Origin of the sequence: Streptomyces avermitilis MA-4680 = NBRC 14893 (assembly GCF_000009765.2) — a bacterium.
Classification (GTDB): domain Bacteria; phylum Actinomycetota; class Actinomycetes; order Streptomycetales; family Streptomycetaceae; genus Streptomyces; species Streptomyces avermitilis.
Map to the genome: position 1 here is coordinate 955,371 of NC_003155.5, position 24,145 is coordinate 979,515.

Annotated in this window: 25 protein-coding genes and 2 pseudogenes; 9 read left to right on the top strand and 18 right to left on the bottom strand. The window is 69.0% G+C overall.

Annotated elements, in window-relative coordinates; genetic code table 11:
- Window positions 1-236: 236 nt before the first annotated feature.
- Both pgm and SAVERM_RS04475 read right to left on the bottom strand, forming a co-directional pair.
- Window positions 237-1,907 carry a phosphoglucomutase (alpha-D-glucose-1,6-bisphosphate-dependent) gene (gene pgm / locus SAVERM_RS04470; protein WP_010982241.1) on the bottom strand — a complete coding sequence of 557 codons (1,671 nt, stop codon included), beginning with the start codon at window positions 1,905-1,907 and terminating at the stop codon, window positions 237-239.
- Between the two features lie 530 nt (window positions 1,908-2,437).
- Window positions 2,438-2,689, bottom strand: a complete 252-nt coding sequence (locus SAVERM_RS04475) for a hypothetical protein (RefSeq protein ID WP_010982242.1) — start codon at window positions 2,687-2,689, stop codon at window positions 2,438-2,440.
- A gap of 592 nt (window positions 2,690-3,281) precedes the next feature.
- Between SAVERM_RS04475 and SAVERM_RS04480 the strand changes: the two genes are divergently transcribed.
- The gene (locus SAVERM_RS04480) at window positions 3,282-4,982 is read left to right on the top strand and encodes a tetratricopeptide repeat protein (protein WP_037650719.1); all 1,701 of its coding nucleotides are present in this window, start codon (window positions 3,282-3,284) and stop codon (window positions 4,980-4,982) included.
- Window positions 4,983-5,200: 218 nt separating this feature from the next.
- Entirely contained in the window at window positions 5,201-5,440 is a 240-nt protein-coding gene (locus SAVERM_RS04485) for a hypothetical protein (RefSeq protein ID WP_010982245.1), read from the top strand.
- Window positions 5,441-5,665: 225 nt separating this feature from the next.
- On the opposite strand, the gene SAVERM_RS04490 is transcribed toward SAVERM_RS04485, so the two are convergent.
- The 8 genes and pseudogenes from SAVERM_RS04490 to SAVERM_RS04525 form a co-directional block, all read right to left on the bottom strand.
- On the bottom strand, window positions 5,666-6,904 hold the full coding sequence (locus SAVERM_RS04490; protein ID WP_037650637.1) for a PP2C family protein-serine/threonine phosphatase: 1,239 nt from the start codon (window positions 6,902-6,904) through the stop codon (window positions 5,666-5,668).
- 298 nt (window positions 6,905-7,202) lie between these two features.
- A pseudogene (locus SAVERM_RS04495) lies at window positions 7,203-7,754 on the bottom strand (sigma factor-like helix-turn-helix DNA-binding protein); the annotation flags it as partial.
- Between the two features lie 31 nt (window positions 7,755-7,785).
- Window positions 7,786-8,916, bottom strand: coding sequence for an NAD(P)/FAD-dependent oxidoreductase (locus SAVERM_RS04500; RefSeq protein ID WP_010982248.1), 1,131 nt, complete (start codon window positions 8,914-8,916; stop codon window positions 7,786-7,788).
- On the bottom strand, window positions 8,913-9,260 hold the full coding sequence (locus SAVERM_RS04505) for a PRC-barrel domain-containing protein (protein WP_037650639.1): 348 nt from the start codon (window positions 9,258-9,260) through the stop codon (window positions 8,913-8,915). Before SAVERM_RS04505 ends, SAVERM_RS04500 begins: the two co-directional genes overlap by 4 nt.
- A 260-nt stretch (window positions 9,261-9,520) precedes the next feature.
- Window positions 9,521-9,730, bottom strand: coding sequence for a DUF6381 family protein (locus SAVERM_RS04510; protein WP_010982250.1), 210 nt, complete (start codon window positions 9,728-9,730; stop codon window positions 9,521-9,523).
- Between the two features lie 204 nt (window positions 9,731-9,934).
- Entirely contained in the window at window positions 9,935-10,291 is a 357-nt protein-coding gene (locus tag SAVERM_RS04515) for a PRC-barrel domain-containing protein (protein WP_010982251.1), read from the bottom strand.
- A complete protein-coding gene (locus tag SAVERM_RS04520) occupies window positions 10,288-10,689 on the bottom strand; it encodes an ANTAR domain-containing protein (protein WP_042492728.1) in 402 nt (133 codons plus the stop codon). Before SAVERM_RS04520 ends, SAVERM_RS04515 begins: the two co-directional genes overlap by 4 nt.
- Before the next feature lie 83 nt (window positions 10,690-10,772).
- A complete protein-coding gene (locus SAVERM_RS04525) occupies window positions 10,773-11,051 on the bottom strand; it encodes a hypothetical protein (protein ID WP_010982252.1) in 279 nt (92 codons plus the stop codon).
- A gap of 382 nt (window positions 11,052-11,433) precedes the next feature.
- Between SAVERM_RS04525 and SAVERM_RS04530 the strand changes: the two genes are divergently transcribed.
- The 3 genes from SAVERM_RS04530 to SAVERM_RS38940 all read left to right on the top strand — a co-directional run bounded on the left by SAVERM_RS04530 (window position 11,434) and on the right by SAVERM_RS38940 (window position 12,227).
- Complete coding sequence (locus SAVERM_RS04530) at window positions 11,434-11,646, top strand: hypothetical protein (protein WP_037650641.1); 213 nt, start codon at window positions 11,434-11,436, stop codon at window positions 11,644-11,646.
- A gap of 117 nt (window positions 11,647-11,763) precedes the next feature.
- Window positions 11,764-11,943, top strand: a complete 180-nt coding sequence (locus SAVERM_RS04535) for a hypothetical protein (protein WP_010982253.1) — start codon at window positions 11,764-11,766, stop codon at window positions 11,941-11,943.
- 110 nt (window positions 11,944-12,053) lie between these two features.
- Entirely contained in the window at window positions 12,054-12,227 is a 174-nt protein-coding gene (locus SAVERM_RS38940; RefSeq protein WP_010982254.1) for a CsbD family protein, read from the top strand.
- A 621-nt stretch (window positions 12,228-12,848) separates the two neighbouring features.
- On the opposite strand, the gene SAVERM_RS04540 is transcribed toward SAVERM_RS38940, so the two are convergent.
- Window positions 12,849-13,133: a hypothetical protein gene (locus tag SAVERM_RS04540; RefSeq protein WP_010982255.1), complete on the bottom strand. Its 285-nt coding sequence runs from the start codon at window positions 13,131-13,133 to the stop codon at window positions 12,849-12,851.
- Window positions 13,134-13,568: 435 nt separating this feature from the next.
- Here SAVERM_RS04540 and SAVERM_RS04545 point away from each other — a divergent pair, with 435 nt between their 5' ends.
- The gene (locus SAVERM_RS04545; RefSeq protein ID WP_010982256.1) at window positions 13,569-14,645 is read left to right on the top strand and encodes a hypothetical protein; all 1,077 of its coding nucleotides are present in this window, start codon (window positions 13,569-13,571) and stop codon (window positions 14,643-14,645) included.
- Window positions 14,646-14,850: 205 nt separating this feature from the next.
- Window positions 14,851-16,074, top strand: coding sequence for an alpha/beta hydrolase family protein (locus SAVERM_RS04550; protein ID WP_010982257.1), 1,224 nt, complete (start codon window positions 14,851-14,853; stop codon window positions 16,072-16,074).
- Between the two features lie 361 nt (window positions 16,075-16,435).
- Here the strand turns inward: SAVERM_RS04550 and SAVERM_RS04555 are convergent, their stop codons facing one another.
- Together SAVERM_RS04555 and tnpA are read right to left on the bottom strand one after the other, a co-directional pair.
- Entirely contained in the window at window positions 16,436-16,726 is a 291-nt protein-coding gene (locus SAVERM_RS04555; RefSeq protein ID WP_010982258.1) for a hypothetical protein, read from the bottom strand.
- A 104-nt stretch (window positions 16,727-16,830) separates the two neighbouring features.
- Window positions 16,831-17,259: an IS200/IS605 family transposase gene (gene tnpA, locus SAVERM_RS04560; protein ID WP_010982259.1), complete on the bottom strand. Its 429-nt coding sequence runs from the start codon at window positions 17,257-17,259 to the stop codon at window positions 16,831-16,833.
- Between the two features lie 50 nt (window positions 17,260-17,309).
- On the opposite strand from tnpA, the gene SAVERM_RS04565 reads away from it, so the two are divergent.
- Window positions 17,310-18,524 (top strand): RNA-guided endonuclease InsQ/TnpB family protein, encoded by a 1,215-nt coding sequence (locus SAVERM_RS04565; RefSeq protein ID WP_010982260.1) that lies wholly within the window; start codon window positions 17,310-17,312, stop codon window positions 18,522-18,524.
- A 326-nt stretch (window positions 18,525-18,850) separates the two neighbouring features.
- Here the strand turns inward: SAVERM_RS04565 and SAVERM_RS04570 are convergent, their stop codons facing one another.
- The 5 genes and pseudogenes from SAVERM_RS04570 to SAVERM_RS04585 form a co-directional block, all read right to left on the bottom strand.
- Window positions 18,851-19,396: a hypothetical protein gene (locus tag SAVERM_RS04570; protein ID WP_010982261.1), complete on the bottom strand. Its 546-nt coding sequence runs from the start codon at window positions 19,394-19,396 to the stop codon at window positions 18,851-18,853.
- 292 nt (window positions 19,397-19,688) lie between these two features.
- Entirely contained in the window at window positions 19,689-20,462 is a 774-nt protein-coding gene (locus SAVERM_RS44455) for an SAVMC3_10250 family protein (protein ID WP_137951494.1), read from the bottom strand.
- A 94-nt stretch (window positions 20,463-20,556) separates the two neighbouring features.
- Window positions 20,557-20,628: pseudogene (locus SAVERM_RS45270) on the bottom strand (HAD hydrolase-like protein); the annotation flags it as partial.
- A 139-nt stretch (window positions 20,629-20,767) separates the two neighbouring features.
- Window positions 20,768-21,667, bottom strand: coding sequence for an aminoglycoside phosphotransferase family protein (locus SAVERM_RS04580; RefSeq protein WP_010982263.1), 900 nt, complete (start codon window positions 21,665-21,667; stop codon window positions 20,768-20,770).
- 423 nt (window positions 21,668-22,090) lie between these two features.
- Window positions 22,091-22,294, bottom strand: a complete 204-nt coding sequence (locus tag SAVERM_RS04585; protein ID WP_010982264.1) for a cold-shock protein — start codon at window positions 22,292-22,294, stop codon at window positions 22,091-22,093.
- A gap of 627 nt (window positions 22,295-22,921) precedes the next feature.
- Here SAVERM_RS04585 and SAVERM_RS04590 point away from each other — a divergent pair.
- On the top strand, window positions 22,922-23,941 hold the full coding sequence (locus SAVERM_RS04590) for a ketoacyl-ACP synthase III family protein (RefSeq protein WP_010982265.1): 1,020 nt from the start codon (window positions 22,922-22,924) through the stop codon (window positions 23,939-23,941).
- The last annotated feature ends 204 nt before the right edge of the window (window positions 23,942-24,145 follow it).

A 24,145-nucleotide genomic window follows, 5' to 3' on the forward strand; every position in this document is an offset into this window, starting at 1 on the left:
CCCCACGGCGCCCCCCGACGAGTGAGGTGATGGCCCGCACCGGCGATCGACGCAAGTCGTGCGTCCGGGATGCGGGCGGCGAGCTCCGTACCAGGGGGCCGGCACGCGCTCCGGCCCGGCCGCGCGTCGGAAGCGGGTACTGAACCAACCGCTTCCGACGCGCGTCAGCCGGTACTGCCGGCACGATCCAGTGCACATGGGGCGGCCAGGATGGCGCCGTGTCGTCGCCGCGCCGACTACGCCATGTCGCTGCCCGCACCCGGCGCGTCAGCCCCCAGCGCCGCGTCGACCACGAGTTTGGCCTCCTGCTGCACCTGGCTGAGGTGGTCGGGACCGAGGAACGACTCGGCGTAGATCTTGTAGACGTCCTCGGTGCCCGAAGGGCGGGCCGCGAACCAGGCGTTGTCGGTGGTCACCTTGATGCCGCCGATTGGCGCGTCGTTGCCCGGCGCCCGGGTGAGGACCGCGGTGACCGGCTCCCCGGCCAGGGTGTCCGCGCCGACCTGGGCCGGGGACAGCTTGGCGAGCAGGGCCTTCTCCTCACGGGACGCGGGGGCGTCGATGCGCGCGTACGCGGGCTCACCGAAGCGGGCGGTCAGCGCGGCGTAGTGCTCCGACGGCGTCTTGTCGGTGACCGCCGTGATCTCGGAGGCGAGCAGGGCCAGGAGGATGCCGTCCTTGTCGGTGGTCCACACCGAGCCGTCCCGGCGCAGGAAGGACGCACCGGCCGACTCCTCGCCCCCGAAGCCGAGCGACCCGTCGGCCAGCCCGTCCACGAACCACTTGAACCCCACGGGAACTTCGACCAGTCGGCGGCCGAGGTCCGCGGCGACGCGGTCGATCATCCCGGACGACACCAATGTCTTGCCGACCCCGGCGCCCGCGGGCCACCGCTCCCGGTGGGAGTACAGGTAGGAGATGGCGGTGGCGAGGTAGTGGTTGGGATTCATCAGCCCGGCGTCCGGCGTGACGATGCCGTGCCGGTCGGCGTCGGCGTCGTTGCCCGTGGCGATCCGGTAGCGGTCGCGCTGCTCGATGAGTGAGGCCATGGCGTACGGCGACGAGCAGTCCATGCGGATCTTGCCGTCCCAGTCCAGCGTCATGAACCGCCAGGTGGGGTCCGTGAGTGGATTGACGACCGTCAGGTCGAGCCCGTGCTGTTCGGCGATGCGGCCCCAGTAGGCGACTGAAGCCCCGCCCAGCGGATCGGCACCGATACGTACGCCCGCCGCGCGGATCGCGTCCAGGTCCAGCACACTCGGCAGATCGGCGACGTAGGTGCCCAGGAAGTCGTACCGGCCGGTGCCGGGTGCGGCGAGCGCCTGGGTGTAGGGAACGCGCCGTACGTCTTTGAGGCCGCCCGTGATGATCTCGTTGGCCCGGTCCTGGATCCAGGAGGTCGCCTCGGAACCTGCCGGGCCACCGCTCGGCGGGTTGTACTTGAAGCCTCCGTCGGCGGGCGGATTGTGCGAGGGGGTGACCACCACACCGTCAGCGAGGCCCGAGGCACGGCCCCGGTTGTAGGTGAGGATGGCGTGCGAGACCGCCGGAGTGGGCGTGTAGCCGTCATCGCTGTCGATGAGCACGGTCACGCCGTTGGCCGCGAACACCTCAAGCGCGGTGACTCTGGCCGGCTCGGACAAAGCATGGGTGTCGGCGCCCAGAAAGAGGGGGCCGTTGGTGCCCTGGCTGTCGCGGTACTCGCAGATGGCCTGGCTGGTCGCGGCGATGTGGTCCTCGTTGAACGCCGTCGCCAGCGACGATCCGCGGTGTCCCGAGGTGCCGAACGCAACGCGCTGCCCCGGTTCGGCCGGGTCGGGATGCAGCGCGTAGTACGCCGTGACCAGCTTGGCAACGTCGATGAGGTCCTCGGGTCCCGCCGACGTGCCCGCTCGCTCATGCTGCATACCTCTGCTCCTCCACATCAGACGACCATTGCCTCACGTTCTCATGCTCCCCCCGCACGCCCGACATGCGCGATACCGCACGGCTGCCATGCCGCAGCCGAAGGCCGGATCCCGCAAGGCGGACAGTTCGGCTTCATCGACGGCGAGAGGCACCCCGTGGTCGGCATCGAGGACGGATGCTGAGGTCACCCGCGTGGCGTCGTCGTACGACCATCACCATCAGCGGCAGCCGGAAGGTCGGCATCCGACGCCGGTCTCCGGCACTTCGACGGCCCCTGAAATCAGCACCTTCGCACGGGTGTTGCGACCGTTGGCGGGTCCTCTCTCAACTCGGCCCCCAGGGGCAGCTGTCGAAGGCGAGGGGGACGGTTCCGCGGCTGGGCCTGCGGGGCTCTGCGCGGGCGCGTGAGCCGTGTCCGGAAGAGTAGGACCAGCGTTGGGCCTTGACCGGGGCACCCGGTGTGGCAAGGGCTGGGAGGCGGGCCTCGCAGCAAAAGGCGCGAGACCCGACTCTTCCCGAGACCCCGGAATCAGGTGCTCAGGCCCTGAATGGGTGCGAAGACCGCGCCGCCGTCGAAGTCCTGGTTGCACTGCACGGCTTGCAGGTTGCCGATGATGACGTCAGCCTGGCCGCCGTAGCGGTGGCCATCGCCGGCGTCAGGCCCGATCACCGTGCAGGAGTTGCCGATCGTCTGGTTGTTGTCCCCGTGCGCGACCCCGCCGCCGAGAGCCATGCCACCGACCATGACCGCTACGGCCGCGGCCTTCTTGAACTTGCTCATCACTACTCCGATTCCTTCGCACGCCGGATCCCTTACGGACCTCGCCTGCACAGTCACAGAAAATAACAGATCGCTCACTTAGCGTTGCAATTGCGGCACTTGCGTGAGCCGTGCCCTGGACACCGCGGGCACCCTGGCACCTGAGCACCCGGCCGTGCTCCCTGGCGCGGCGCGGGCGGCCTCGCCTCCCGCTTCGGCCGCACCCTGCTCTTCGAGGACTCCGACGAGGACCACGACGCCGACGAGCCGGTCTCGATCGTCGAGTACCAAGCAGGGCAGCACCCCCACGAACTGCCCCCACTGCCCGTACCGAACTCCCCACCCTCTTCCGGAAGTTAGCGAGGGATGATGACATCGACAACGGACGCTTTGCCCACCATCCGTTCCAGGAGACGACCGAAATCCAGACCCAGCGGATCACCGAACTCCCCGCCCCGACCTCGGATCAGCTGATCAGCTGATCAGCTGGGAGGCGCAGGGTCTGCCGGCCCCTGCCGAACGCTGAGCGCGGACGTGCGGTGTCCCCCTCGAAAGGGTCCACTTGGATGAAATGCGCCCCGCCCACGCCCTCAAGGAGGGACACATGGACGACATGGACTACTACGATCTCGGCACCCACAGCCGCTCCGTGACCACCTCGTCCCCCGAGGCCCAGCTGTGGTTCGACCGAGGGCTGGTCTGGTCGTACGCCTTCCATCATGAGGAAGCCGTCGCCTGCTTCGAAGCCGCGGCCACGGCGGATCCGGGCTGCGCCATGGCCTACTGGGGCATCGCCTACGCACTCGGCCCCAACTACAACAAACCCTGGGAGTTCTTCGACGAGCAGGACCTCGTACGGACCGTCGAGCGCACCCATGCCGCCGTGGAGCTCGCACACGCGAAGGCGGCCGGTGCCACCCCGGCCGAACGGGCGCTGATCGGCGCGCTGCGCGCCCGCTACCCGCAGGCGGAGGCCGTCGAGGACTGCTCGGTGTGGAACGGTCCCTACGCCGACAGCATGCGTACCGTGCACGAACTCGCGCCCGACGACCTCGACGTCACCACCTTGTACGCCGACGCACTGATGAACCTCACGCCCTGGCAGCTGTGGGACCTGCCCACGGGCGAGCCCGCCGAAGGCGCCCGTACAGTCGAGGCCAGGGCCGTCCTGGAGCGTGCCCTCGCCACGGACGCGGGCAGGCGGCACCCGGGAATCCTGCACATGTACATCCATCTGATGGAGATGTCCCCCGCCCCGGAGGCGGCGCTGCCTGCCGCCGACCGGCTGCGCGACCTGGTGCCCGACGCCGGCCACCTCCAGCACATGCCCTCGCACCTGGAGGTGCTGTGCGGCGACTACCGCGGCGTGGTGGCGGACAACAGCAGGGCGATCGCCGCCGACGAGAAGGTCCTCGCCCGGTCCGGGGCGATGAACTTCTACACCCTCTACCGCTCGCACAACTACCACTTCAAGATCTACGGCGCGATGTTCCTCGGCCGTTCCCAGGTCGCCCTGGAGACCGCCGCCCGGCTGGAGTCGTCCATCTCGGAGGAGCTGCTGCGGGTGGAGAGCCCGCCCATGGCCGACTGGCTGGAGGCCTTTCTCGCCATGCGGGTCCATGTACTGATCCGCTTCGGCCGCTGGGCCGACATCCTGCGCCTGCCGATGCCCGCGGACCCGCAGCTCTACAGCATGACCACCGCCATGCTGCGCTACGCCCGCGGCGTCGCCCTCTCGGCGACCGGCCGGGTCGCGGAGGCCGAGGCCGAGCGCACCCTGTTCCACGCGGCGGTCGCCCGGGTCCCCGAGACGCGCATGCTGTTCAACAACACCTGCGCCGACATTCTCGCGATCGCGTCGGCGATGCTCGACGGTGAACTGGAGTACCGCAGGGGCAACTTCGACGCCGCTTTCGCGGCACTCCTGCGGTCGATCGAACTGGACGACAACCTCCCCTACGACGAGCCGTGGGGGTGGATGCAGCCCACCCGGCACGCGTACGGAGCCCTGCTCCTGGAACGGGGGCGCGTGGCGGAGGCCGAGGCCGTCTACCGGGCCGACCTCGGCCTCGACGACACCTTGCCCCGCGCCTCCCAGCACCCCGGCAACGTCTGGGCCCTGCACGGGTTCCACGAGTGCCTCGTCCGCCTCGGCAAGACGGGCGAGGCGCAGATCGTGGCCCAGCAGCTCAGGATCGCCGCGGCGCAGGCGGACGTACCGATCGAGGCGTCCTGCTTCTGCCGCCTCGAAGCCGTCTCGGGCAGCGGGGAGGCGGACGGCTGCTGTGCGACGGAAGCCGGTCGGGGTCAGTGACCCCGGTGGCCCGGGCGGGCGCCCTGCCACAGGTGCCGCCGTCGGTGGCGTCCTGCTCGCCCCCCTCAGCTCCTGAGTCGGCGAGCGGGCCGCCGGCCTCTCCGATCCGGCTGTTCCGGTCGGCCGAGGTCGGTCCGCGCTGCCCAGTCCCAGGATCGCCGCCGCCCGACCTCACCTCGAAGGCGGATGAAGAGGCCCGGGGCGGGCAGGAGAGGTAGATGGCTGACCTTTCGCAGTTGCTGCAACAGGGCATGCGCCGCCGTCACCTGACCGCGCAGGCTCTCGCCGAGCGGACCGGCATCCGCACTCCCCGCATCCGCGTCTTCGCTCAGGACGGCGCCCGTGGTCCCGTCCATCCCACGGAAGCGGAGCTGGCTGAACTCGCCGCCGCGCTGGCCCTGCCTTTGCCGGAGGTCCTCGACGCTGCCCGCACTCCCGCCGAAGCGTCGCAGGTCTGACACTCGTTGCGGCCTCGTGCGCGCCGCGGCCGGCGCGCACGCCTTGGCGGCGCGGATGATCTGCCCCTGGGAGCGGCGCGGCGTGGAGGAAGCCGCGGCGCCGGCCCCGTGCGCATGCAACGTCGCTGGGCTGCCGCCGGCCTCGCGCGGTAAGGCCCGGGAGGGCGCCCGGCCGGTGGGACCGGGCCAGGCGTTCGGAGGCACGCATGCGTGCGGCCCCTCGGGTTATAGACGTACGAGGATCAAGGCGATGTCGTCGCGGGCGCCGCCGGCCACGTCGAGGCGGGCCAGCAGGGCGTCGGCCAGACGTTCTGGGCTCAGGCGCCTGTGGCGGGCCAGGGCCTCGGTGAGCCGGTGCAGGCCGGTGTCGATGTCCTCGCCGCGGCGTTCGATGAGCCCATCGGTGTACAGGACGAGGGTGTCACCTTGGGTGTAGGGCAGATCGGCCTCGGGGCGGGGGACGTGTTCGAGGCGGGCGCCCAGTGGCGGGTCGGTGGCCCGGTTCAGCAGGTCGCAGGTGCCGTCGGGGTGCAGCAGGACGGGGGGCAGATGGCCCGCGCTGCTGTAGATGATCCGGTGGTTGATGGTGTCGATGACCGCTTGGGCCACTGTGGTGACCAGTGCTCCCTCTACGGACCGGGCGTACAGACCCAGGACCTCCAGAGCTTGCGCGGGTCCGTCGACGGCTCTGACGGAGGCGCTCAGCGCACTGCGGAGCATGCCCATGACGGCGGCGGCCTCCAGCCCGTGGCCGACGACATCACCCACCGCGACGCCGATGCGGCCGTCGGGCAGATCGACCACGTCGTACCAATCTCCGCACACGTTCAGTGAACCGACCGCGGGCAGGTAACGCACCGCGACATCCCGGTGTCGGGCCAGGTCCGGCGAGCGGAGCATGGCCTCCTGCAAGGTGACGGCGACCTGGCGTTCACGGGCGTGGGCCTCGCGCAGTTCCTCGTTCAGCCGCTGCAGCTCCCGCGCCCGCGCGTACAGCTCCTCCACCGCCTCCCGCCCGCTGAGCGCCTCGCCGTCCGCCTGGGGGCGGTCGGTGTGGGGCACGACGAACGCGGTCACGTCCTCCACCTGGTGAATGATCCACACCACCTGCCCGTCCGGGGCGAGCACGGGGATGTTGACCGGCGACCACCACCGCTCCTCGAACACCCCCGCCTGACCTGCGACGGGGATGTCGTACTTCTGCACCGTCATCGTGTCCGGCTCCTTCGAGCGCAGGACCCGGTGCAGCGAGAGATCCAGGTTCCGCACTCCGTCAGCGCCGGGGTCCGCCGGATTGTCCGGGAAGGCGTCAAACAGGTACCGCCCGACCAGATCCTGCCTGCTCCAGCCAGCCACCCGCAGGTAAGCGTCGTTGACGTCGAGGATGATCAAGTCGGGACCCAGCACCAGGTATGGCGTGGGCACGGCCGAGAACAGCGCCTCGTAATCGATCTGCGGTGTCACAGGCTCCGTGCCAGTCCTTTCAGCATCGTCGGTGGGTCCTCCCGCTGCTCCTGTCCTGGCGCACAGGCGATCCTCTGTCACCCTCGGGCGATACCGACAGGAGAGTCAGGGCAGAACACCACAGAAGGTCACGAAAAGGTAGTATCGCCTGAATCATGCCGCATGTCTGTTTGCTTGCTGTTGACGCGGCTCTCGCCCTGACGATCACGACGCCCTTGAAAGAGGGCGGACGGGAAGACCCGAAAGCCCCGGAGGAAGCCGGAGCGAGCCCACGACGATCCCGTGCTTCCGACTCTCCTTACCGGCTGATCCGACGCGGAACCGCCACCGCGACGAGCTTGTCCGGGTTGCGGACGGCGTAGATGCTGGTGATCCTCCCGTCGATGATCTCGACCAGGAAGACGCCTTCTGGGTGGTCGCCGCTGTAGATCACCATCGCGGGCGTGTTGTTGCAGTTGACCACCTTGATCCGCGGGTCCGTCAGCCGTCCCATGCGGAAAATGCTCATGAGGACCGCGGCCACCTTCTCCGCCCCCACCACCGGCCGACGCGCCGCGGTGGTCTTGCCGCCGCTGTCCGCAGTCCAGGTGACGTCCGGTGCGAGCAGCGAGAGCAGCCCCTCCAGGTCACCGGTTGCCGCCGCGGTCATGAACGGCTCGGTGATCCGCGCGGCCTTCGCCGCGCCGACGGGCTCGAAGCGCTTACGCCGCGCCCGCACGTGCTTGCGGGCGCGGTGCGCCACCTGGCGCACCGTCACCCTGGACTTACCCACCGCCACGGCGATGTCGTCGTAATCGAAGCCGAACACCTCGCGCAGCACGAACACCGCACGCTCATCGGGGGTGAGTGTTTCGAGAACCGCTCGGCGTGCTCGTCGGTGCTCACGGGGAGGTGACCTCCTGCGAAGCGGAAGTCGGCCGCTCGGGGCGAGGGCCGCCCTTGGGCCAGCCGATGGAACCCGGCTTGCGGGCCTCGCGGCGGATCCTCTTCGGCACGACGAACTTGCAGGTCACCTCCTTGAGCGCCGCGCCCATGCGGCCGCCGATGTAGACGTTCACCGCGGTGTCGTCCTTGCGGGCGAGCTGTCGGATGGCGGCGCGTCGGCCGAGGCTGACGCACGCCCCCGTGAAGGCCAGGTCGATCACCGTCGGTTCGGTCCCCGCAATGGGGCTCAGCACGGTGTTGGCCGCCTGTGCCCCGAGCGGCCCGGCGGCGTAGCCGCTCATCCGCAGCGGCCGGCCCGACGGTGCGGCGGCGTCGTCGGCCGCGACGATGCGGGCGTCGTCGACGCTGGTCAGCGTCTCGTCGGTGAGCAGCCGGCCGAGCGGGTCGGTGCGCAGCCCGCTCGCCGCCGCCAGCTCCGGCACGCCGAAACCTGCCGCCCAGACGGTCAGTGCGCTCGGACGCACCGCGCCGTCGGCAGAACCGTCGGCAAGGACGACCGCATCCGGCCGGACCTCGGTCACCACGCCGGCCTCCAGCACGGCGACACCGTGCCGGGTCAGCCACTTGGCGACGTATCGGCGCCCCGGCGCGCTCAGGGAGGGGGCCAGGGTCCGGCCACACACGAGCGTGACCGTGCGTCCTTGCTCGGCCAGTTCGGCGGCCGTCTCGATGCCGGTCAACCCGCCGCCGACCACGGTGACCGGAGCATCGCGGGGCACCTCCTCCAGCCTGGCGCGCAGCCGCTGCGCGGACTCGAATTCAGCGATGGGCAAAGCGAATTCGACCGCGCCAGGCACCATTGACGGTGTCGCTGCGGTGCTGCCGACCGCGTAGATGACGTAGTCGTAGTCCAGGGCGCGGCCCGACGCCAGCCGCACGGTGCGGGCGGCGGTGTCGATGCGCGTGGCGCTGTCGACGACCAGCTGGCCCCCGCCGAGCAGCGTGCCGTAGTCAATCGTGGCGTCGCCGCTACGGGCCACGAACTGGTGCAGCCGGATGCGTTCGACGAACTTCGGGCGGGGATTGACCAGCGATCGCAGGCCGCTCGCGTGTGCCAGAGCTGTCACATGTGCTGGCCGTAGTACTTGCCGAACTGCTCAAGGTAACCGGGGTCGCCCGTGTGCTTGTCCCTGTCGAACTCGGGCGCATCCTTGATCTCGTCCTTGGTGCGGTCGACGTAGACCTTCCGCTCGGCAGTGTCGATGCGTGTGATGGTCCCGGCCGGGAGAAGCACGTGCTTGCCGAAGATCCAAGCACCGGTGTCGACGACGAGGTGGGCGGCTCCGACGTCGTCGGAGTGCTTGTCGATCTTGCCGATGCTGCCATCGGTCGCCTCGACTTTGAAACCGATGAGATCCGTTCCCGTCTGGTATCCCGAGGCTGGGTGGTAGCCCCAAATCTCTTCACTCACAACAGAATTCCCTTCCTTTGCTCGACGCGAAGAGCGGACTGCACCCATTGGTCCGTGAATCCATTTCTTCTGTAACCGGGTGCAGGGAGGTTGAGAGTGCAGTGACTTCTGGTGTCACGACCGGGACGTAAGTCCGCGAGGTACCGCCCTGGCCCTACTTCTTGCCCGTGCGGCAGAAACCGGTCGCAGATGGCCTCCAGACAAGTCCCGGCCGGGGTTGGAGACCATCTGCCGTTGAGTGGCCGTGTCGCACTCAGGTGCTACTGGTTCCGCCCGCCGCCAGCAGTGCCCTTGGACCTGCTCTGACCAGGCTGGCCCTGCTGCTTGCTCTGCTCCTGCAGGCCCCGGGCCTGCTCCTGGAGCTTCTGACGCTCCTGCGGGTCGGTCGTGCGCTCCGCGGCTTCGGTCAGCTTCTGGGCCTTCTCGCGCATCTGCTGTGCTCGGTTGCCGGATTCGCCTGCGGCGCTCATAGTCACTCCTTGGACTGTCGGGAAGAACATCGGGCTCTATCAGCCAAGCAGCACCCGATCACACCCGCATGCCGAACCGTCACCGTGCGCTATCACCGCAGGTCGGTCACCCCTCTTCGGCAACGAAGCAGAAAACTGCACAGCGCGAGCCATAGGACTCCCCTTCCTTCAGGAGGGGGAGGAAGTCAACCTGTCCATGAGCGGTCAGCGGCGCGCCAGTTGCCGTTCACCGGCGGCACCGGGTTCGTAGGGCAGGCCGTAGTGTTTGAAGATCGCTTCCTCCTGGTCGGCGGGCAGCACGTCGTCGGTGCCGATCGACGGGGCCTGTTTCACCAGTGCTCTGACATAGCCGACCTTGAGATAGCCCGGCCCGGCGATCGCGTCCTCGAGGGGGACGAAGGTCAGCCGGTGCCGGGTGGGCAGTCCGGTCCGTACGGTGGCCATGGCCGGCTCGTCGGTGGTGGTGTCCACGTAGACCGCTTCGAGGACACCGATCTTGTGGCCCTCGGTGTCGACGACGTCTCGGTTGCGCCACTCGCGGACATCGGCTGCGTGAATCATGGCCTTCCCCTTACGGACGGCTCATCCGCCGGTGGTGAGTCGCACGCCTGGTCTTCCGCGTAAAGCCGATGCAGCGCACGCCGCAGCGCCCGCTGTATCAGCCGCGAGAGCGGCTCACCCTCCCAGGCGGCGACCAGAGCCGCTGCCACGTCCGGAAGCTTGGTGTTGCACTGCCGCGAGATATCCACCAGTAGTTTCCTGGCCGGCCCACGGCGGCACGGGGCCAGGACCATCACCATGCCGTAGGCCTGGTCGATGACCGCACGGCCGGCCAGCGCCCGACGCAGTTGATCGATCTCGGCGCGCAGCGCCACGACATCCTGACCCGCCGGGTCATCCACCGAGGCCTCGGCCCTCAGATCCCACCAATCCTCCGGAAGCATGGTTGTGCGATGCATGGCGTCCGCCTCTCCACGATGTGCGTGCGTCCGGCGTGGCTGAAGCCGCCCCGGAACCTCTGGATGTCGGGCAACTTCATCGGTCATCCGCGGCGTTCACGGTCCCGACGGTCCTCGCGCGTCCAGCGCGCCCGGTGCTGACGGCTGTAGCGACGGTCCCAGCGGTCCTGACGATCCCGGCGGTTCTCGTAGTCCCGGTACTCCCCTAAATCGGAACCGTCACCAGAGATCCAGCCCCCGCCACCACCGCGGCCGTACCGGGTGGCGCCGAAGACCAACACGGCTGCGGCCACCCACCAGAGGGGGCTGAGGAAGCCGAGGCCGAACAAGACCACGATGAGGATGAGAAGCAGAACGAACACGGCGGGCCTTCCCGGAGCGGAACAAGGCATCACTGCCGGGGACCGGGGCCTGTTCGAACAGCATAGTCCTGCCCAGAGGTTGCGGATAGCCGCCCACGTCAGCGTCCTCTGCCAAGACCGGATGGCCACTTGACATCTGTTCAGGGAGTGCGGCGAGGGCTAGCGTGCACAGTACGGCCCGAGCCCCCGGCAGCGTCGATCACCTCTCGCGCTCCTTCGGGGCGCACCTGGCGCATCAGTGCCGGAACCTGTCCCGCCGCCAACGGGCCGCTCCCGCACTCGCCGTCGCTACGCGATCCTGGCGCAGCCTCGATGCGCCCCAAGCGGGCACCGCCCATCTGCTGTCCGCCGCGTCGCACACATTTCACGACAGGCGGTACACATGTACGCGCTGATCGTTCCCGCTTCGACTCCCTTCGTCCTCCTCGCCACCGTGATGGCCCTGTCCTGGTGGGAGGACCGTGTCCTGCCGGCGCCGCCGGCCGAGCCGGTCGACGCTCCCGCCGAGGCTCCGTTCACCCCAGCGGCACCTGCCCACCTCGCAGAACTCCCCCGCGTCGACACTGCGTTGACAAGGGAAGCCGCCGGGCGTTGACTGACAGCACGGCGTAGGGCTATGCCACTCCGAATTGCTCGGGCGCAGCATTCCACCTTCCCGCTTCGCCCGGACCCCGCGGAACTCAGGCACTTCCCGCGATCTGGAGGCCCGGCGATGGTATGGATTCTTCTCCTTCTGCTGATCCTGGTGGTGTTCGGGTTCGGTTTCACCATGCAGGCCCTGTGGTGGGTCGCCGCCGTATTGCTGGTCGTCTGGATCGTCGGCGTCGCGATGCGCGGACGTGGCGGTGGCGGGCGTGGCGTCGGCCGCCGGTACGGCCACAGTCGCAGGTAGCCCACACCAGGGCCCACACCAGGCGCTCTCCCCCCGCCCGCGGGAATAGCGGCCTGTACGGCAATCACCCGCGGGATCCCACCCAGCGAACATGCATGCAGAGGACAGCCATGAGCGTCGGACAGACGATCAAGCACAAGACGCAGGCATTCAAGGGCCGGGTCACCGAACGCATCGGCCGGACCACCCGCAACAGGCGACTGCAGCGTGAAGGCAGGACCGACCAGATCTCCGGAAACCTGAAGCAGTCCGGCGACAAGGCCAAAGACGCCTTCAAGCGCTGACCGCAAGCGCCCCGGGTGGCGCCCACGTCGCGCGGACACCACCCGGCAGGCCACGGGGACGCCGTGAGGGGCGCCCCCGACTCGCAGACCGTCGTCGGGAACTGTGCACCCGCGGGAATGCTCACCCGGTGCAGGCGGAACGGATTGCGGTTCGGCCCCAAGGTGTAGCGCACGGTGGGACAAGTCTGGCTGGTGTCCGTGGATACGTAGCGGATCCGGGTGCCGCGGCTGGTCAGTTGGGTCCACGCCCAGGCATCGTCACCGACACCGTCGACCTGTGCACCGCCACTGAGGCGAACGGTCTACACGTGGTACCGCCGGACCAGCGCGCGGATCCACGAGCCTGCCGGGGATTCTTCGGCTACTGGGGCAGCCACGCGGTCACGAAGCAGGTACCAGGTTGCCGTCCACGATGCCCGCGGCTCCCTCGGACTGCCGGTCATCCGTGGCACGTTCGCCAAGGCCCTCGATCCGGGGATCCCCGGCAACGCGCTGTACGGGCCGGAGGGCGGGCCCCTGCCACCGGGGCCCTCCCTCCGGCCGCTCCGACTCCTGGACGCGGACGACGAGCAGATCAGCCGCGTCAGCAGCGCTCCGAATCAGATGCACGCCTGAACGCCGCTACGCGGAAGCCACAACCGCCCCGGCCATGACCTGGGGAGGGTTGGGGAGGAGTGACGCGAGGTTGTCCCGCACGAAGTCCGACGCCCTCGAGATCGATTCCTCGGCACCGGCCCGGTCCTGGAAGACGCTGGTCGAGACCATCACTCCGTTCCCGGCATCGACCCAGTAGTAGGCCACGAAGCCGGGGACCTCGCGCATGAGCCCCACGAAGCCCTCGTTCACGAGGCGTGCCGCCTCGGCCGGATCGGTCACCCCTTCGTACCGCCGGACTGCTGCGTACATGGCCGATCTCCTCGTGGGTTCTGGGTTCGTCCTCTGCTGAGACTCCTTACCCCTGCGACAGCTACCTCCCTCGCGAGGCGTCCAGCAATCACCGGAAGGGCCGCCCTCGGTGATCCGAACGGCGGCTTCGGCGCCGGATCACAGCCCTGCGCCGGTGTGTCGCGGCCGATCCACGGCAGGCCTCATCACAGAGGAGTAGCGCACGCCCCTCCACACAAGTGATCGAGATGCCGGGGCTCACCCGCCGTCAGTTCCGAGGGTGCCGGTGACGTAGCTGCGGCAGTTCGCGGACTGACTTCGCCCAGCGCCCGGTCCCACAGGTAGCTGCTGGCCGTGGCACATCGGTGTTCAGGACGCCGGCCAGCTGCCAAGGGTAGGGTCGATCGCATTCGCGAGATCGCTGATGTGGATGGTTCGGGCCTTGAGGAGTTGTTGATGGACCACCCGGACCCTCGGCACAGGGCACGCCGGGCCACGTACGGATCCGTTTCCACGCACTTGTCGCTGCTGAGTGACCATCGACTCGGCGAAGTCGTGGCCGCAGCCACCCCTCTCGGTTCCGGCATCGGGGGCAGGTCGGCGGAGCTCGAGGTCGGTGGGACCCGAGTCTTCGTCAAGCGAGTCCCTCTGACGGACATCGAGATGCGGCCAAAGAACGTGCGGTCGACAGCGAACCTCTTTGGGCTGCCGATGTTCTACCAGTACGGGGTGGGCTCAGCCGGCTTCGGGACCTGGCGCGAGCTGGCCGTGCATACGATGACCACCAATTGGGTCCTCGGGAACGAGTACGAGGGCTTTCCGCTGATGTACCACTGGCGAGTCCTGCCGGACATCCCTCCCCAGGGATTCGCCGACATTTTCGGGGGCATCGACGGGGCGGTCGCGCATTGGGAAGGCTCGTCAGCCGTGCGTGAGCGGCTGGAAGCCATCGGCCGGTCCACCTTCAGTCTGGTGATCTTCCTGGAACACGTCCCGCAGACACTTGCCGCGTGGCTGGGCGACCAGCGAGGGGCCGCTTCGGAAGGCGAAGACAGCCAGGGGTACGCGTGGGCGGAGGAGGCCCTGACGCGCGGAGCCGCCTTCATGAGCTCCCGCGGGCTCGTCCACTTCGACGCCCACTTCCACAACGTCTTGACCGACGGCCGGTTGATCTATTTCGCGGACTTCGGTCTCGCCCTGAGCTCCGGGTTCGAACTCTCGCAGGACGAGGCCGAGTTCCTCACCGACCATCTCGCCTACGACGGCTGCTACATCGCGAACCATCTGCTGCGCCACCATCTACCCGACGGCGTGCGCGGCAAGGTGGAGCACGAGGCGTTTCTGCACAACTGGATCGCGGGTGAGAGGTCCGAGGGGGTCCCGCCCGCGATCGCCGCGATCATCGACCGGCACGCCCGGGCTGCCGTCGTACTGGACGGCTTCCACCACCGCCTGCTCAATGTGAGCAAACGGACACCGTATCCGGCCGCCGACATTGAGCGGGCCAGGCCGGGTGGTCGTTCAGCGGGGTAGAGGCGGGCGGGGTTGGCTGAGCAGCAGGCGGACCCGCCCATCGGAACCGGAAGGCTCCGAGATGGTGGTCAGCCGGGACCCCGAGGTTTCCCCGAAAAGCGGGTGGAATGTGCTCAGTGGAATGCCAGGGGCCCGCTCCCCCTGTCGGCGGATGTGTCGATGCGGGTCCGGGGCCAGATTGGCCGGCATGCGAATCCATGCACGTATGACCACCGCAGTGGCTCTTGTCGTCACCCTGGCCGTCGGCTCGGGCACGGCCGCCTCCGCCGCCTCCTCATCCGGCCCGATACCCTCGGCGGCTCATGGTGCCGTGCGGTTTGACCTGCCCGAGCCGACGGGGCGGCAGGCGGTCGGAACCACTGAACTTCATCTCGTCGACCGTGACCGGCCCGACCCCTGGGTCGCCGACAGGGACCGGGAGCTGATGGTCAGCATCTGGTATCCGGCGCGTTCGACAAGCGGATACTCCCGCCAGCCGTACATGCAGCCAGGCGCCGCGCGCTTCGTGGACGAGTCGGGCTCGTTCGGACTGGCCCGTCCCGGCGAGGTGGACTGGGCCGCCACCCGGACGGACGCGGCCTCGATGGCCCCCGCCGACGACCGGAGCAGGCGGCCGATCGTGCTGTACTCGCCGGGCCTGGGGATCCCCCGCGCGCTGGGCACCTCGACGGCCGTGGAACTGGCGAGCCGCGGCTACGTGGTAGTCACCGTGGACCACACCCATGAGACCACTCCGGTGGAATTCCCGGACGGCCGCGTCGAGTTGCAGAAGGAGCCGATGGCCGGAGCCGAGACGGTCAAGAAGGCGGTCGACACCCGGGTACGCGACACCCGCTTCGTCCTGGACCAGCTTGCCGTGCTGCGGGCCGGCCGCAACCCCGATGCTGAGGAGCGCCGTCTGCCCCGTGGGCTGGGCAGGGCGCTCGACCTGGACCGGGTCGGAATGTACGGCCACTCGGCTGGAGGTGTCACCGCGGCGGAGACCATGCGGGTGGACCGTCGCATCGACGCGGGCATCGACATGGACGGCACGCTCCAGTACAACAGCACCGAATTCCTCCCGGTGGCCCTGGAAGGGCTCGACCGCCCGTTCATGCTCATGGGCAAGGCGAGCCAGACTCATCTGAACAAGCCGTCCTGGCAGTCGTTCTGGGACCGCTCGACCAGCTGGAAGCGCGACCTGAGCCTGGAACGGGGTGGCCATTTCAGCTACACCGACGCCCAGACGATCGTGCCCGCCGTGGACGAGCGGCTGGACATCCCGGCGCAGACCCGCGAGCAGTTCATCGGCACCGTGGATCCCGAGCGCAGCACCGCAGCCCAGCGCGCCTACGTCACGGCGTTCTTCGACCAGCACCTGCTGGGCCGGCCCCGACATCTGCTGGACAGGCCTTCCCCGACCCACCCCGAAGTGCGCTTCGTCCGATGAGTGCGGCGGCCTCGGCAGCGGTACGACATCGTCGCGCCGCCGCCAGGTGTGAGGGCTCCTCGCAGCACACGGCCTGATCGCGGTCTGCCGACCTTCCGTTCATCAGGAACCTGGTCAGCCAGGGCGGGAGTGGTGATCGATGCCGGCCGCCGGTCCGTCCGTTCTCGGGCGGACCGGCGGTACTTCAGATGCCGGAGGGCGACGACGGGGTCGTACCGGGTACTGCCCGGCATCAGCACCGGCCTCAGCGCATCCGCTGCCGAACGTTGGCCGGAAGAGAAAGGTCCGCACCGGCTGCGCAGCCGAGGCGGCCGGCCGATCACGGCATGGCGGCCCGCTCGGCCGGCTTCTGGTCATCGCATCATGTCGATGAGTCCACGGGCCCGAGATCGAGCGGGGGTGAGGGAAGTCCGAAGTGGTCGGCGATGATCCGCACCGTGTGGGCGCCATCCGCGTTGAAGCCGGGATCGGCGTCGTACTCGGGGGTGTCCCGGCCGACGATCCGAGCGTCCAGCAGCTCGCGTACGAGCAGGTCGGCCCTGCCTCCGGCACGCCGTGACTCGCGGCGCCGACCGACGTTGAAGTACGTCTGCTCGAACCCGCCGCGGCTGTAGGCGAACTGGAACGGGTGCTCGGCGCAGTGAGGGACCATCCCTTGTTCTTCGCAGGGAATCCCGGCCTTCAGGCCGGGCGGGAATGCGATCCTCGGTCTGGAGGCGCGAAGCGCCGGAGATCACTGCGCCTGTGCGGTGACGGTCATGCCGGGCGCTTCTGGTTCTCGATGTAGTCCTTGACGATGTCCAGCGGTGCGCCGCCGCAGGACCCCGCGAAGTAGGACGGGGACCAGAACACCGAGCCCGTCCCGATCCGGTTGATCCGGCCGGTGTACTCCGCGCGCAGGTAGCGGGAGCTGACGCCTTTGAGGCTGTTGACGAGCCTGGACAGGGCGATCTTCGGCGGGTAGTGCACGAGCAGGTGGACGTGATCGCCTTCGCCGTTGAACTCCCGCAGTTCCGCGCCGAAGCTCTCGCACACGTCGCTCATGATCGCCTCGCAGCGCGTCAGCATCTCGCCGTTGAAGATCTCCCGCCGGTACTTCGTGACGAACACCAAGTGTGCATGGAGGTTGAAAACGACATGATTTCCTCGTCGGATATCGGGATCCGGTTCCCAGCGCGGTGACATACGCCAAGTGTAGTAGGATCAAGCGAACTCGACCGGAGGGGGTGGGCTGGATGATCCGTGCGTACAAGTTCCTCCTGCGGCCCACCGTCCGCCAGGCCCAGGCACTCGCCGAGATGCTGCGCGACCACTGCTCCCTCTACAACGCGGCGTTGCAGGAACGCCGCGACGCCTGGCGGCACCCGTCGAAGACCACCGTCAAGTACGGCGGCCAGTCCGCGCAGCTCAAGGACATCCGGGCGTTCGACCCTGAGCGTCAGGGCCGCTGGTCGTTCAGCTCGCAGCAGGCCACCCTGCGCCGCCTGGACAAGGCGTTCGCCGCGTTCTTCCGCCGGGTCAAGTCCGGTGAGACGCCCGGCTATCCGCGCTTTCGCGGGGTGAACTGGTTCGACACGGTGGACTTCCCCAAGGACGGCGACGGCTGCCGGTGGAACTCCACCCCGCACGACCCGGCCACCCGCGTCCGTCTCCAGGGCGTCGGGCATGTGAAGGTCAACCAGCACCGCCCGGTGGCCGGCCGCGTCAAGACCGTCTCCGTCAAGCGCGAGGGCCGTAAGTGGTTCGTCGTGCTCACCGCCGAACAGGACCAGCCCGAACCGCTGCCCGCGACCGGCAGCGCGGCCGGGATCGATCTGGGCATCGCGAACTTCCTCGCCGACTCCGGCGGCGGGTTCGTACCCAACCCGCGCCACGGCCGCCGAGCGGCCGACAAGCTCCAGGCAGCGCAGCAGGCCCTCGCCCGGTTCCCGCGCCGCAAGGCCAAGGACCGCACCGCCAACCACCGGCGCGCGGTGGGCAAGGTCGCCCAGCTCCACGGCAAGGTACGGCGCCAGCGGCTCGACCACGCACACAAGACCGCCCTCGGCCTGGTCCGCGCACACGACTTCATCGCGCACGAAGACCTCAGAATCCGCAACATGAGCAAGGCCCCCGCACCCAAGCCCGACCCCGACAAGCCTGGCACCTTCCTGCCCAACGGGGCCGCCGCCAAAGCCGGGCTCAACAAGTCGATCAACGATGCCGGATGGGGGGTGTTCCTGACGATCCTGCACGCCAAGGCTGAAAGCGCCGGACGGGAAGTGATCGCCGTGGACCCCCGCGACACCTCCCGCACCTGCCCCGAATGCGGGCACACCGCCAAGGAGAACCGGCCCACCCAGGAAAAGTTCCACTGCGTCGCCTGCGGCCACCACGCGCACGCCGACACCGTGGCAGCCACCAACGTTCTACGGGCCGGGCTGGTCCGTCGCAACGCCAACCCGGCATAGCGAGAAGCCCCCGGCTTCAGCCGGGGGAGGAGTCACGTAGTTCTGCCCGTGCGGGCACCCGCATGCGGGTGTGGACGCCAGGAAAACGGTGTCCACGCTACGCGGATCGCTTGCGCGGTCCGTATAGCGGTAGCCCGTGATATTGCGCGCCAGTTCCCAGGCGGACTCCCCACGCGGGGCGGTGTAGGCGTCGTGCGTCACCCATGCCCAACCGGACGACTCGCCGGTGGCGAGGGCGGGGCGCCCCGCTTCGGTGAAGATGGCGGACACGGTGGGCAAGGTCATGCCCTTGCAGAAGGTGACGAAGGTGTTCGGGGCAAGCCAGCTCACTTCGCGGTCACCTCCGCGGACAGAGGCGGCGCGGGCAGCGCGAAACAGTCGGCGATCACTGTGACGAGACGCTCGTGATCGTCGTAGTGGTGGTCGAAACAGTCGTGCCCGTCGTCGCCTTGTTGTCCGCATTCCGCAGTGGGACCGATGAGGTTCGCGGCCAGGAGTTCGGCAGACAGGTAGTCCGGGTTCTCGCCCACCCGCTGCTGGATGTCCTCGAAGCTGAAGCAGAGGATCGCGCGGCCGTCCCGGTGGTACTCGAATGCGGGCGGGAAGGCCTTGGCACTGCAGGGCTCGGTCACGAACACAACGATCTCCGCGCCCTCCGGGCACATGCCGCTGTAGTCGACGTCGTCGTAGTCCTCGGCATCCCAGTTGTGCATGTCGTGCACAGCCCACGCCCAACCGTTCGCCTCGCCGTACACGAGGGGTTCTCGTAGCCGGTCGCGAAGGCCTCGGGTGAGCGTGTCCAGTGGTATGCCCCGGGCGAAGACGACATTCACCTCGTGGCCGGGGAAGGGGCCCTGTATCCAGTTGGTCATGCGAGCACCCTAGGCGCGGGGACTGACAGCCGGACGCCGCTCGAACTCTGCTTCATCCGGCTTGGATCGCGTGTTGTGGCCGGTGGCGTGACCCACAGGCAGGTGATCGACGGGACTGCACCGGGTTTGGACCGGGGTGCAGTGGGGTGCCCCCCGGTCCAAACCGGCCCTGGAGAAGATCCGCGTCCCCCGGGACCGGACCGGACTGGACAGGGCCGGGCCGGGCCGGGCCGGGCAAGCCACGCTTGGCAAGCCCAGCTGCGCCAAGCGCCCGGATGCGAAGGGGCCTTCACTACGGCAGATCGGGCGCGTACTCAACGTAGAGTGGACTCGCGATCAGGTAGCGAGCCGTAGCTTCACTTCCTCGACGCGCCAGGTTGGCCGTAACCCGAGCGCATCCGCGCATCCAAGCCGACGTCTCCGGGTCTATCTTTCGATCAACTGCCGAGACAAGGGAGACAGTCCCTCGACGCACGACCGGGCCCCGGAGTGCTTCCCCCATGCTTCCGCTGAGGCCCGGGACGGGCGCCAGAGGGTCCTGGTGAGCGGCCAATTCGTCCGCCGTCCAACTCATTGCCCCTGTAGCGAGGAGAGCCATGAACGCGGCGAGTGTGCCGTACCCACCTGTACCGGACGCGATGACAGGAACCACGGGCTGGTCGGCTGCCTCTGGCAGTTGCGCCTGAATTACATGACTGATGGAGCCATGCAGCACCAGACGGATGCTTCCGGGTGTTTCATAACCCTCGACCGGCCTGACCGGATCTATAAAGAGCACCATGCTGCGAAAGGGGCCGTTCAGCGGTACGAGGTTGAGCGGTGCTTCGAACTGGATCCATCGGCCGGGGCGGAGCCCTGGCTCCGTGAACCACTCAGCTTCCAAGTCGATGCGCCGCATCACCTGCTGCAAGTGCCGGAGCCGAGAGCGTTCGGGATCTTTAGACGGCTCCAGGTCGACGCCGCCGATGGGGGTGGCGACCCTGATCGTCCCCTGGCGTCCGAAGCGGCGGGGTTCGGGAACGAACTGCCTCAGCTTCGCATCGGAGAGATAGACGAACTCCCGCATGAGCCCCCCGCCGTGCAGTTGATGGGGTCAGCATAGCGTTGCGGGGGCCGGACAGATTGTGATCGCTCTGGCGGCTTACCCGGCTTCGATGACCTGCGGCTCGTGCGGCTTGGATGTCGGTCACTGAGTCGCCGATCAATACGGCATCGGCGAGCGGGACGCCGTGGCGCGCGCCCGCCTGGAACTTACGTCGTCCGCGGCGAGTTCACAGTTTCTGAGCGGACCTGTCGGCATATGCGGTGCCGGGGGCCCGTCATCAGAGGGTCCCGGTCATCCGGCTCGGCACATGATCGCCCGGACAGCTCCTAGCCGATGAGGGCTTCGGTGATCTGACGGGTGGTCTGCGCGGCGACCCGGGGGTTGACGGCGGCGTACGTGGTGTAGGCGTTCAAGCCGGTGGCCAGGGCCCAGCCGCGGCCCCGGGCCCAGGTGGCGTCGTCCACATCGAGCGCGGCGCGGAAGGCGGCCCGGCTCCGGGCCGACATCAGGGTGAAGGCGATGGTCAGGTCGCGAGCCGGGTCGCCGATGCCGAGTTCGCCGAAGTCGATGACCGCGCTGAGGCGGCCGTCGAAGGTCAGCAGGTTGCCGGTGTGGAAGTCGCCGTGGAACCAGACCGGAGGGCGACCCCATCCGGGAGCGCTCAGTGCAGCGTCCCACAGCTCGGTCATGGCCGCCGTGTCGAACACGTCGTCGACTTTCGCGATGGCTGCCCGCGTCGCGCGGTCCCGGTCGGCCAGCGGCCGGACGGCGACGTTTTTGAGGGCACCCTCGGCTGGGACGTCCTCGGGCGCGAACCGCTGCAGGGCGGTCAGGAACTGGGCCAGTTCGACGGCGGCCTCGGACGAGTCGGCCAGCGCCTCGGCGGTCGCCACCTCGCCGTCCAGCCAGCGGGACACCGCCCATGGCCACGGATAGTCCAAGTCGGGCTCCCCCACGCCCGCCGGTACGGGGATGGCCAGGGGCAGATGCGGGGCGAGCCGGGGCAGCCACTCGGCCTCTTTCCTGGCCTGCCCGGCCGCCCCGGCGTGGCGAGGCAGCCGGACGGAAAGCTCCTCGCCCAGCCGGTAGATCACATGGTCCGAGCCGGCCGGGTCGAGCAGTTCCAGGGACAGCTCGGCCCACTGCGGGAACTGCGTCTCGACCAGGCGCCTGACCAGCGCGGCATCGATGGCGGGGCGGGTGTCCGCAGTTCTTCCGGTTGCCAAGAACGGCTCCTGCGGTCGGCCCGCTCCGTGTGGCGGGCGATCGAGGCCATCACAGTACGTCGCGGGCTCTCCTTTCAACCGGATTACTTGACGGCCTCGGCGCCGCATCCGGGTCGAGTGCCAAGGGGCGTCGGCCAGGACCTCCGGATTGGCTGCGAGCCTCTCGGCGCAAGCGGCAAGACCGCGTTTCCGCCAACGGTTCTGCCGGTAGATCGTCTCCGTGACAGCCGGGTCCACGCGCAGGTCGGACCGGACTCGCCCGGTGCGCGGCGAGCGTCTGGCGGAAGCCCGCGCAGGCCATCTCGCGCGTCTTCCCCGGCGCCTCCGGCACGGCCGCGGCCACCGGGGCGGGCTCAGGCTCGTGGGGCAGGGGTACGGCACGGCGCCCCGCACCGTTTGGGTGCGGGGCGCCGTGGCGTTGGGTCAGGCCGGGGTGACGTTCTCCGCCTGGGGGCCCTTCGGGCCCTGGGTGACGTCGAAGTTGACCTTCTGTCCCTCCTGCAGTTCCCGGAAACCAGCGCTGTTGATGGCCGAGTAGTGCACGAAGACGTCGGGGCCGCCGCCCTCCTGCTCGATGAATCCGAAGCCCTTTTCTGCGTTGAACCATTTCACGGTGCCGGTGGCCATGTTTCGTCCCCTTGTCCAGGGTCGGGGGGCACTGGCTTGTCAGTACCCCTGGGTGAGGTGATCGCCCTGGTCCTCGGGTCCTGCTGCACAGCACGACGCCCGCGGTGCGAACCGCGGGCGCTGAGACTTCGGAACCACGACTGCTGGCACGAAACTAACCGATCCGCAGTCGCCTGGCTACGCGGCGCAACGGAGGCGAGTGACAGCGATAGCGATCAAACATCGGCCGGGAGCCTCAGGACGCTGCGGAAGTCGCCCGCGTGGACACCCGAACGGTCTAACCCGCCGGGCCGATTGTCACTCACTCGTACAGACGGCCGATTTCTACCGAACCCGCTGCTCACGCCGGGTCGCCGTCGGTGGCGGAGAACCGAGTAGGTGGCGGAGAACCGAGGTTCCGTGTCGTAGCACGGCCGACACCGGCCGCCCGTCCACGGACGGGCGGCCGGGCCGTGTCAGCAACGCGTCAGCGGGCTGCCGGACAGTGAGGGTTTCCAGCGCGACGTCTCCCATCCGCTGTCCAGCACGACATCCCCCCACGCGCCATGGCTCGGAACCCCCGCAGTCCGCCCATGGAAAGGAACACACGCCACGAATGATCCGCACTGCACGAAGGATTGATGCGCCATGAAGTTCACCAACGATCTGTATATCGCCTCGGCCGCGTCCTGGCTGCCGGACGTGGTCTCGGTGGACGAGGCCATCGCGGCGGGACTGGTCGACGACGAGCACCGGAACCTGGGCTACGAGTCGATCGCCGTGGCCGACGGCGTCGCCGGCCCCGAGATGGCCGTCCGCGCCGGCCGGCTGGCCCTGGAGCGGGCCGTCGGGATAGAGCGGGACGAGGTCGGTCTCGTCCTGCACTCGTCCTGCGGTTTCCAGGGACACGAGATGTGGCCCGCGGCGGCCTACGTCGCGAACGAGACGGTGGGCCCGGCCGCTCCCGGCTTCGACCTCCAGCAGCGCTGCAACGCCGGACTGGGCTCGCTGTGCCTGGCCGCCGGCTACGTCGACGCCGGTTTCACCTCCGCGGTCCTGCTGACCACCGGAGACAACTTCGCCCCGCCCTGGGTCGACCGCTGGAACGTACAGCTCAACTTCATCTTCGCGGACGGCGGCACCGCTCTGGTGCTGTCCGGGCGGCAGGGCTTCGCGCGCGTCGTCTCCGCCACCCTGGGCGCCGACAACTCCCTGGAGCGGTGGAACCGGGGGACGGCCCCGTTCGCCACCGCGCCCGGCCTCGAAATGCCGCTGCCGTTGCGCGAACGCGGCCTTCAGCACGCGGTCACTCCGGAGGCCGAGGGCTCCTGGGAACGCTATGAGGCCGCCCTCATGGACACGACCCGGCGAGCGCTGAGTGAGGCCCAGGTGGGCGTCGAGGACATATCCCGTGTGGTGATGCCTCTCATCCACCGCGGTGTCTCACCCGAGAACTACGAACTGCTCGGCTTCACCGAGAAGCAGAGCACCTGGGACCTCGGCCGCCTGGTGGGCCACGTCGCCGCGGGCGACCAGTTCCTCGGCCTCGAACACCTGGTCAAGCAAGGCACAGTGGGACCGGGCGACCTCGTCCTGCTCGTCGCGGCCGGCGAGGGATTCAGCTATTCCGCCGCGGTCGTGGAGATCCTCGACGTCCCGTCCTGGTGACAGCCGGCCTCCGACAGCGCGGCGTCTGCCCCCGGTGTCTGCTCCGAGCGACGGACGCGCTCTGCGTGTGGCGGGCCGGGAACGGGCGCGGCGAAGGACTACGTCACGGGTGCGATCGCGGCGGGCCACCCGCGGAAGCCGGTCTCGGCCCCGTCGACCGCGGCCGGCGGACGCGCGCGGGCGGGTGAGCCCGGAGGGGCCCGA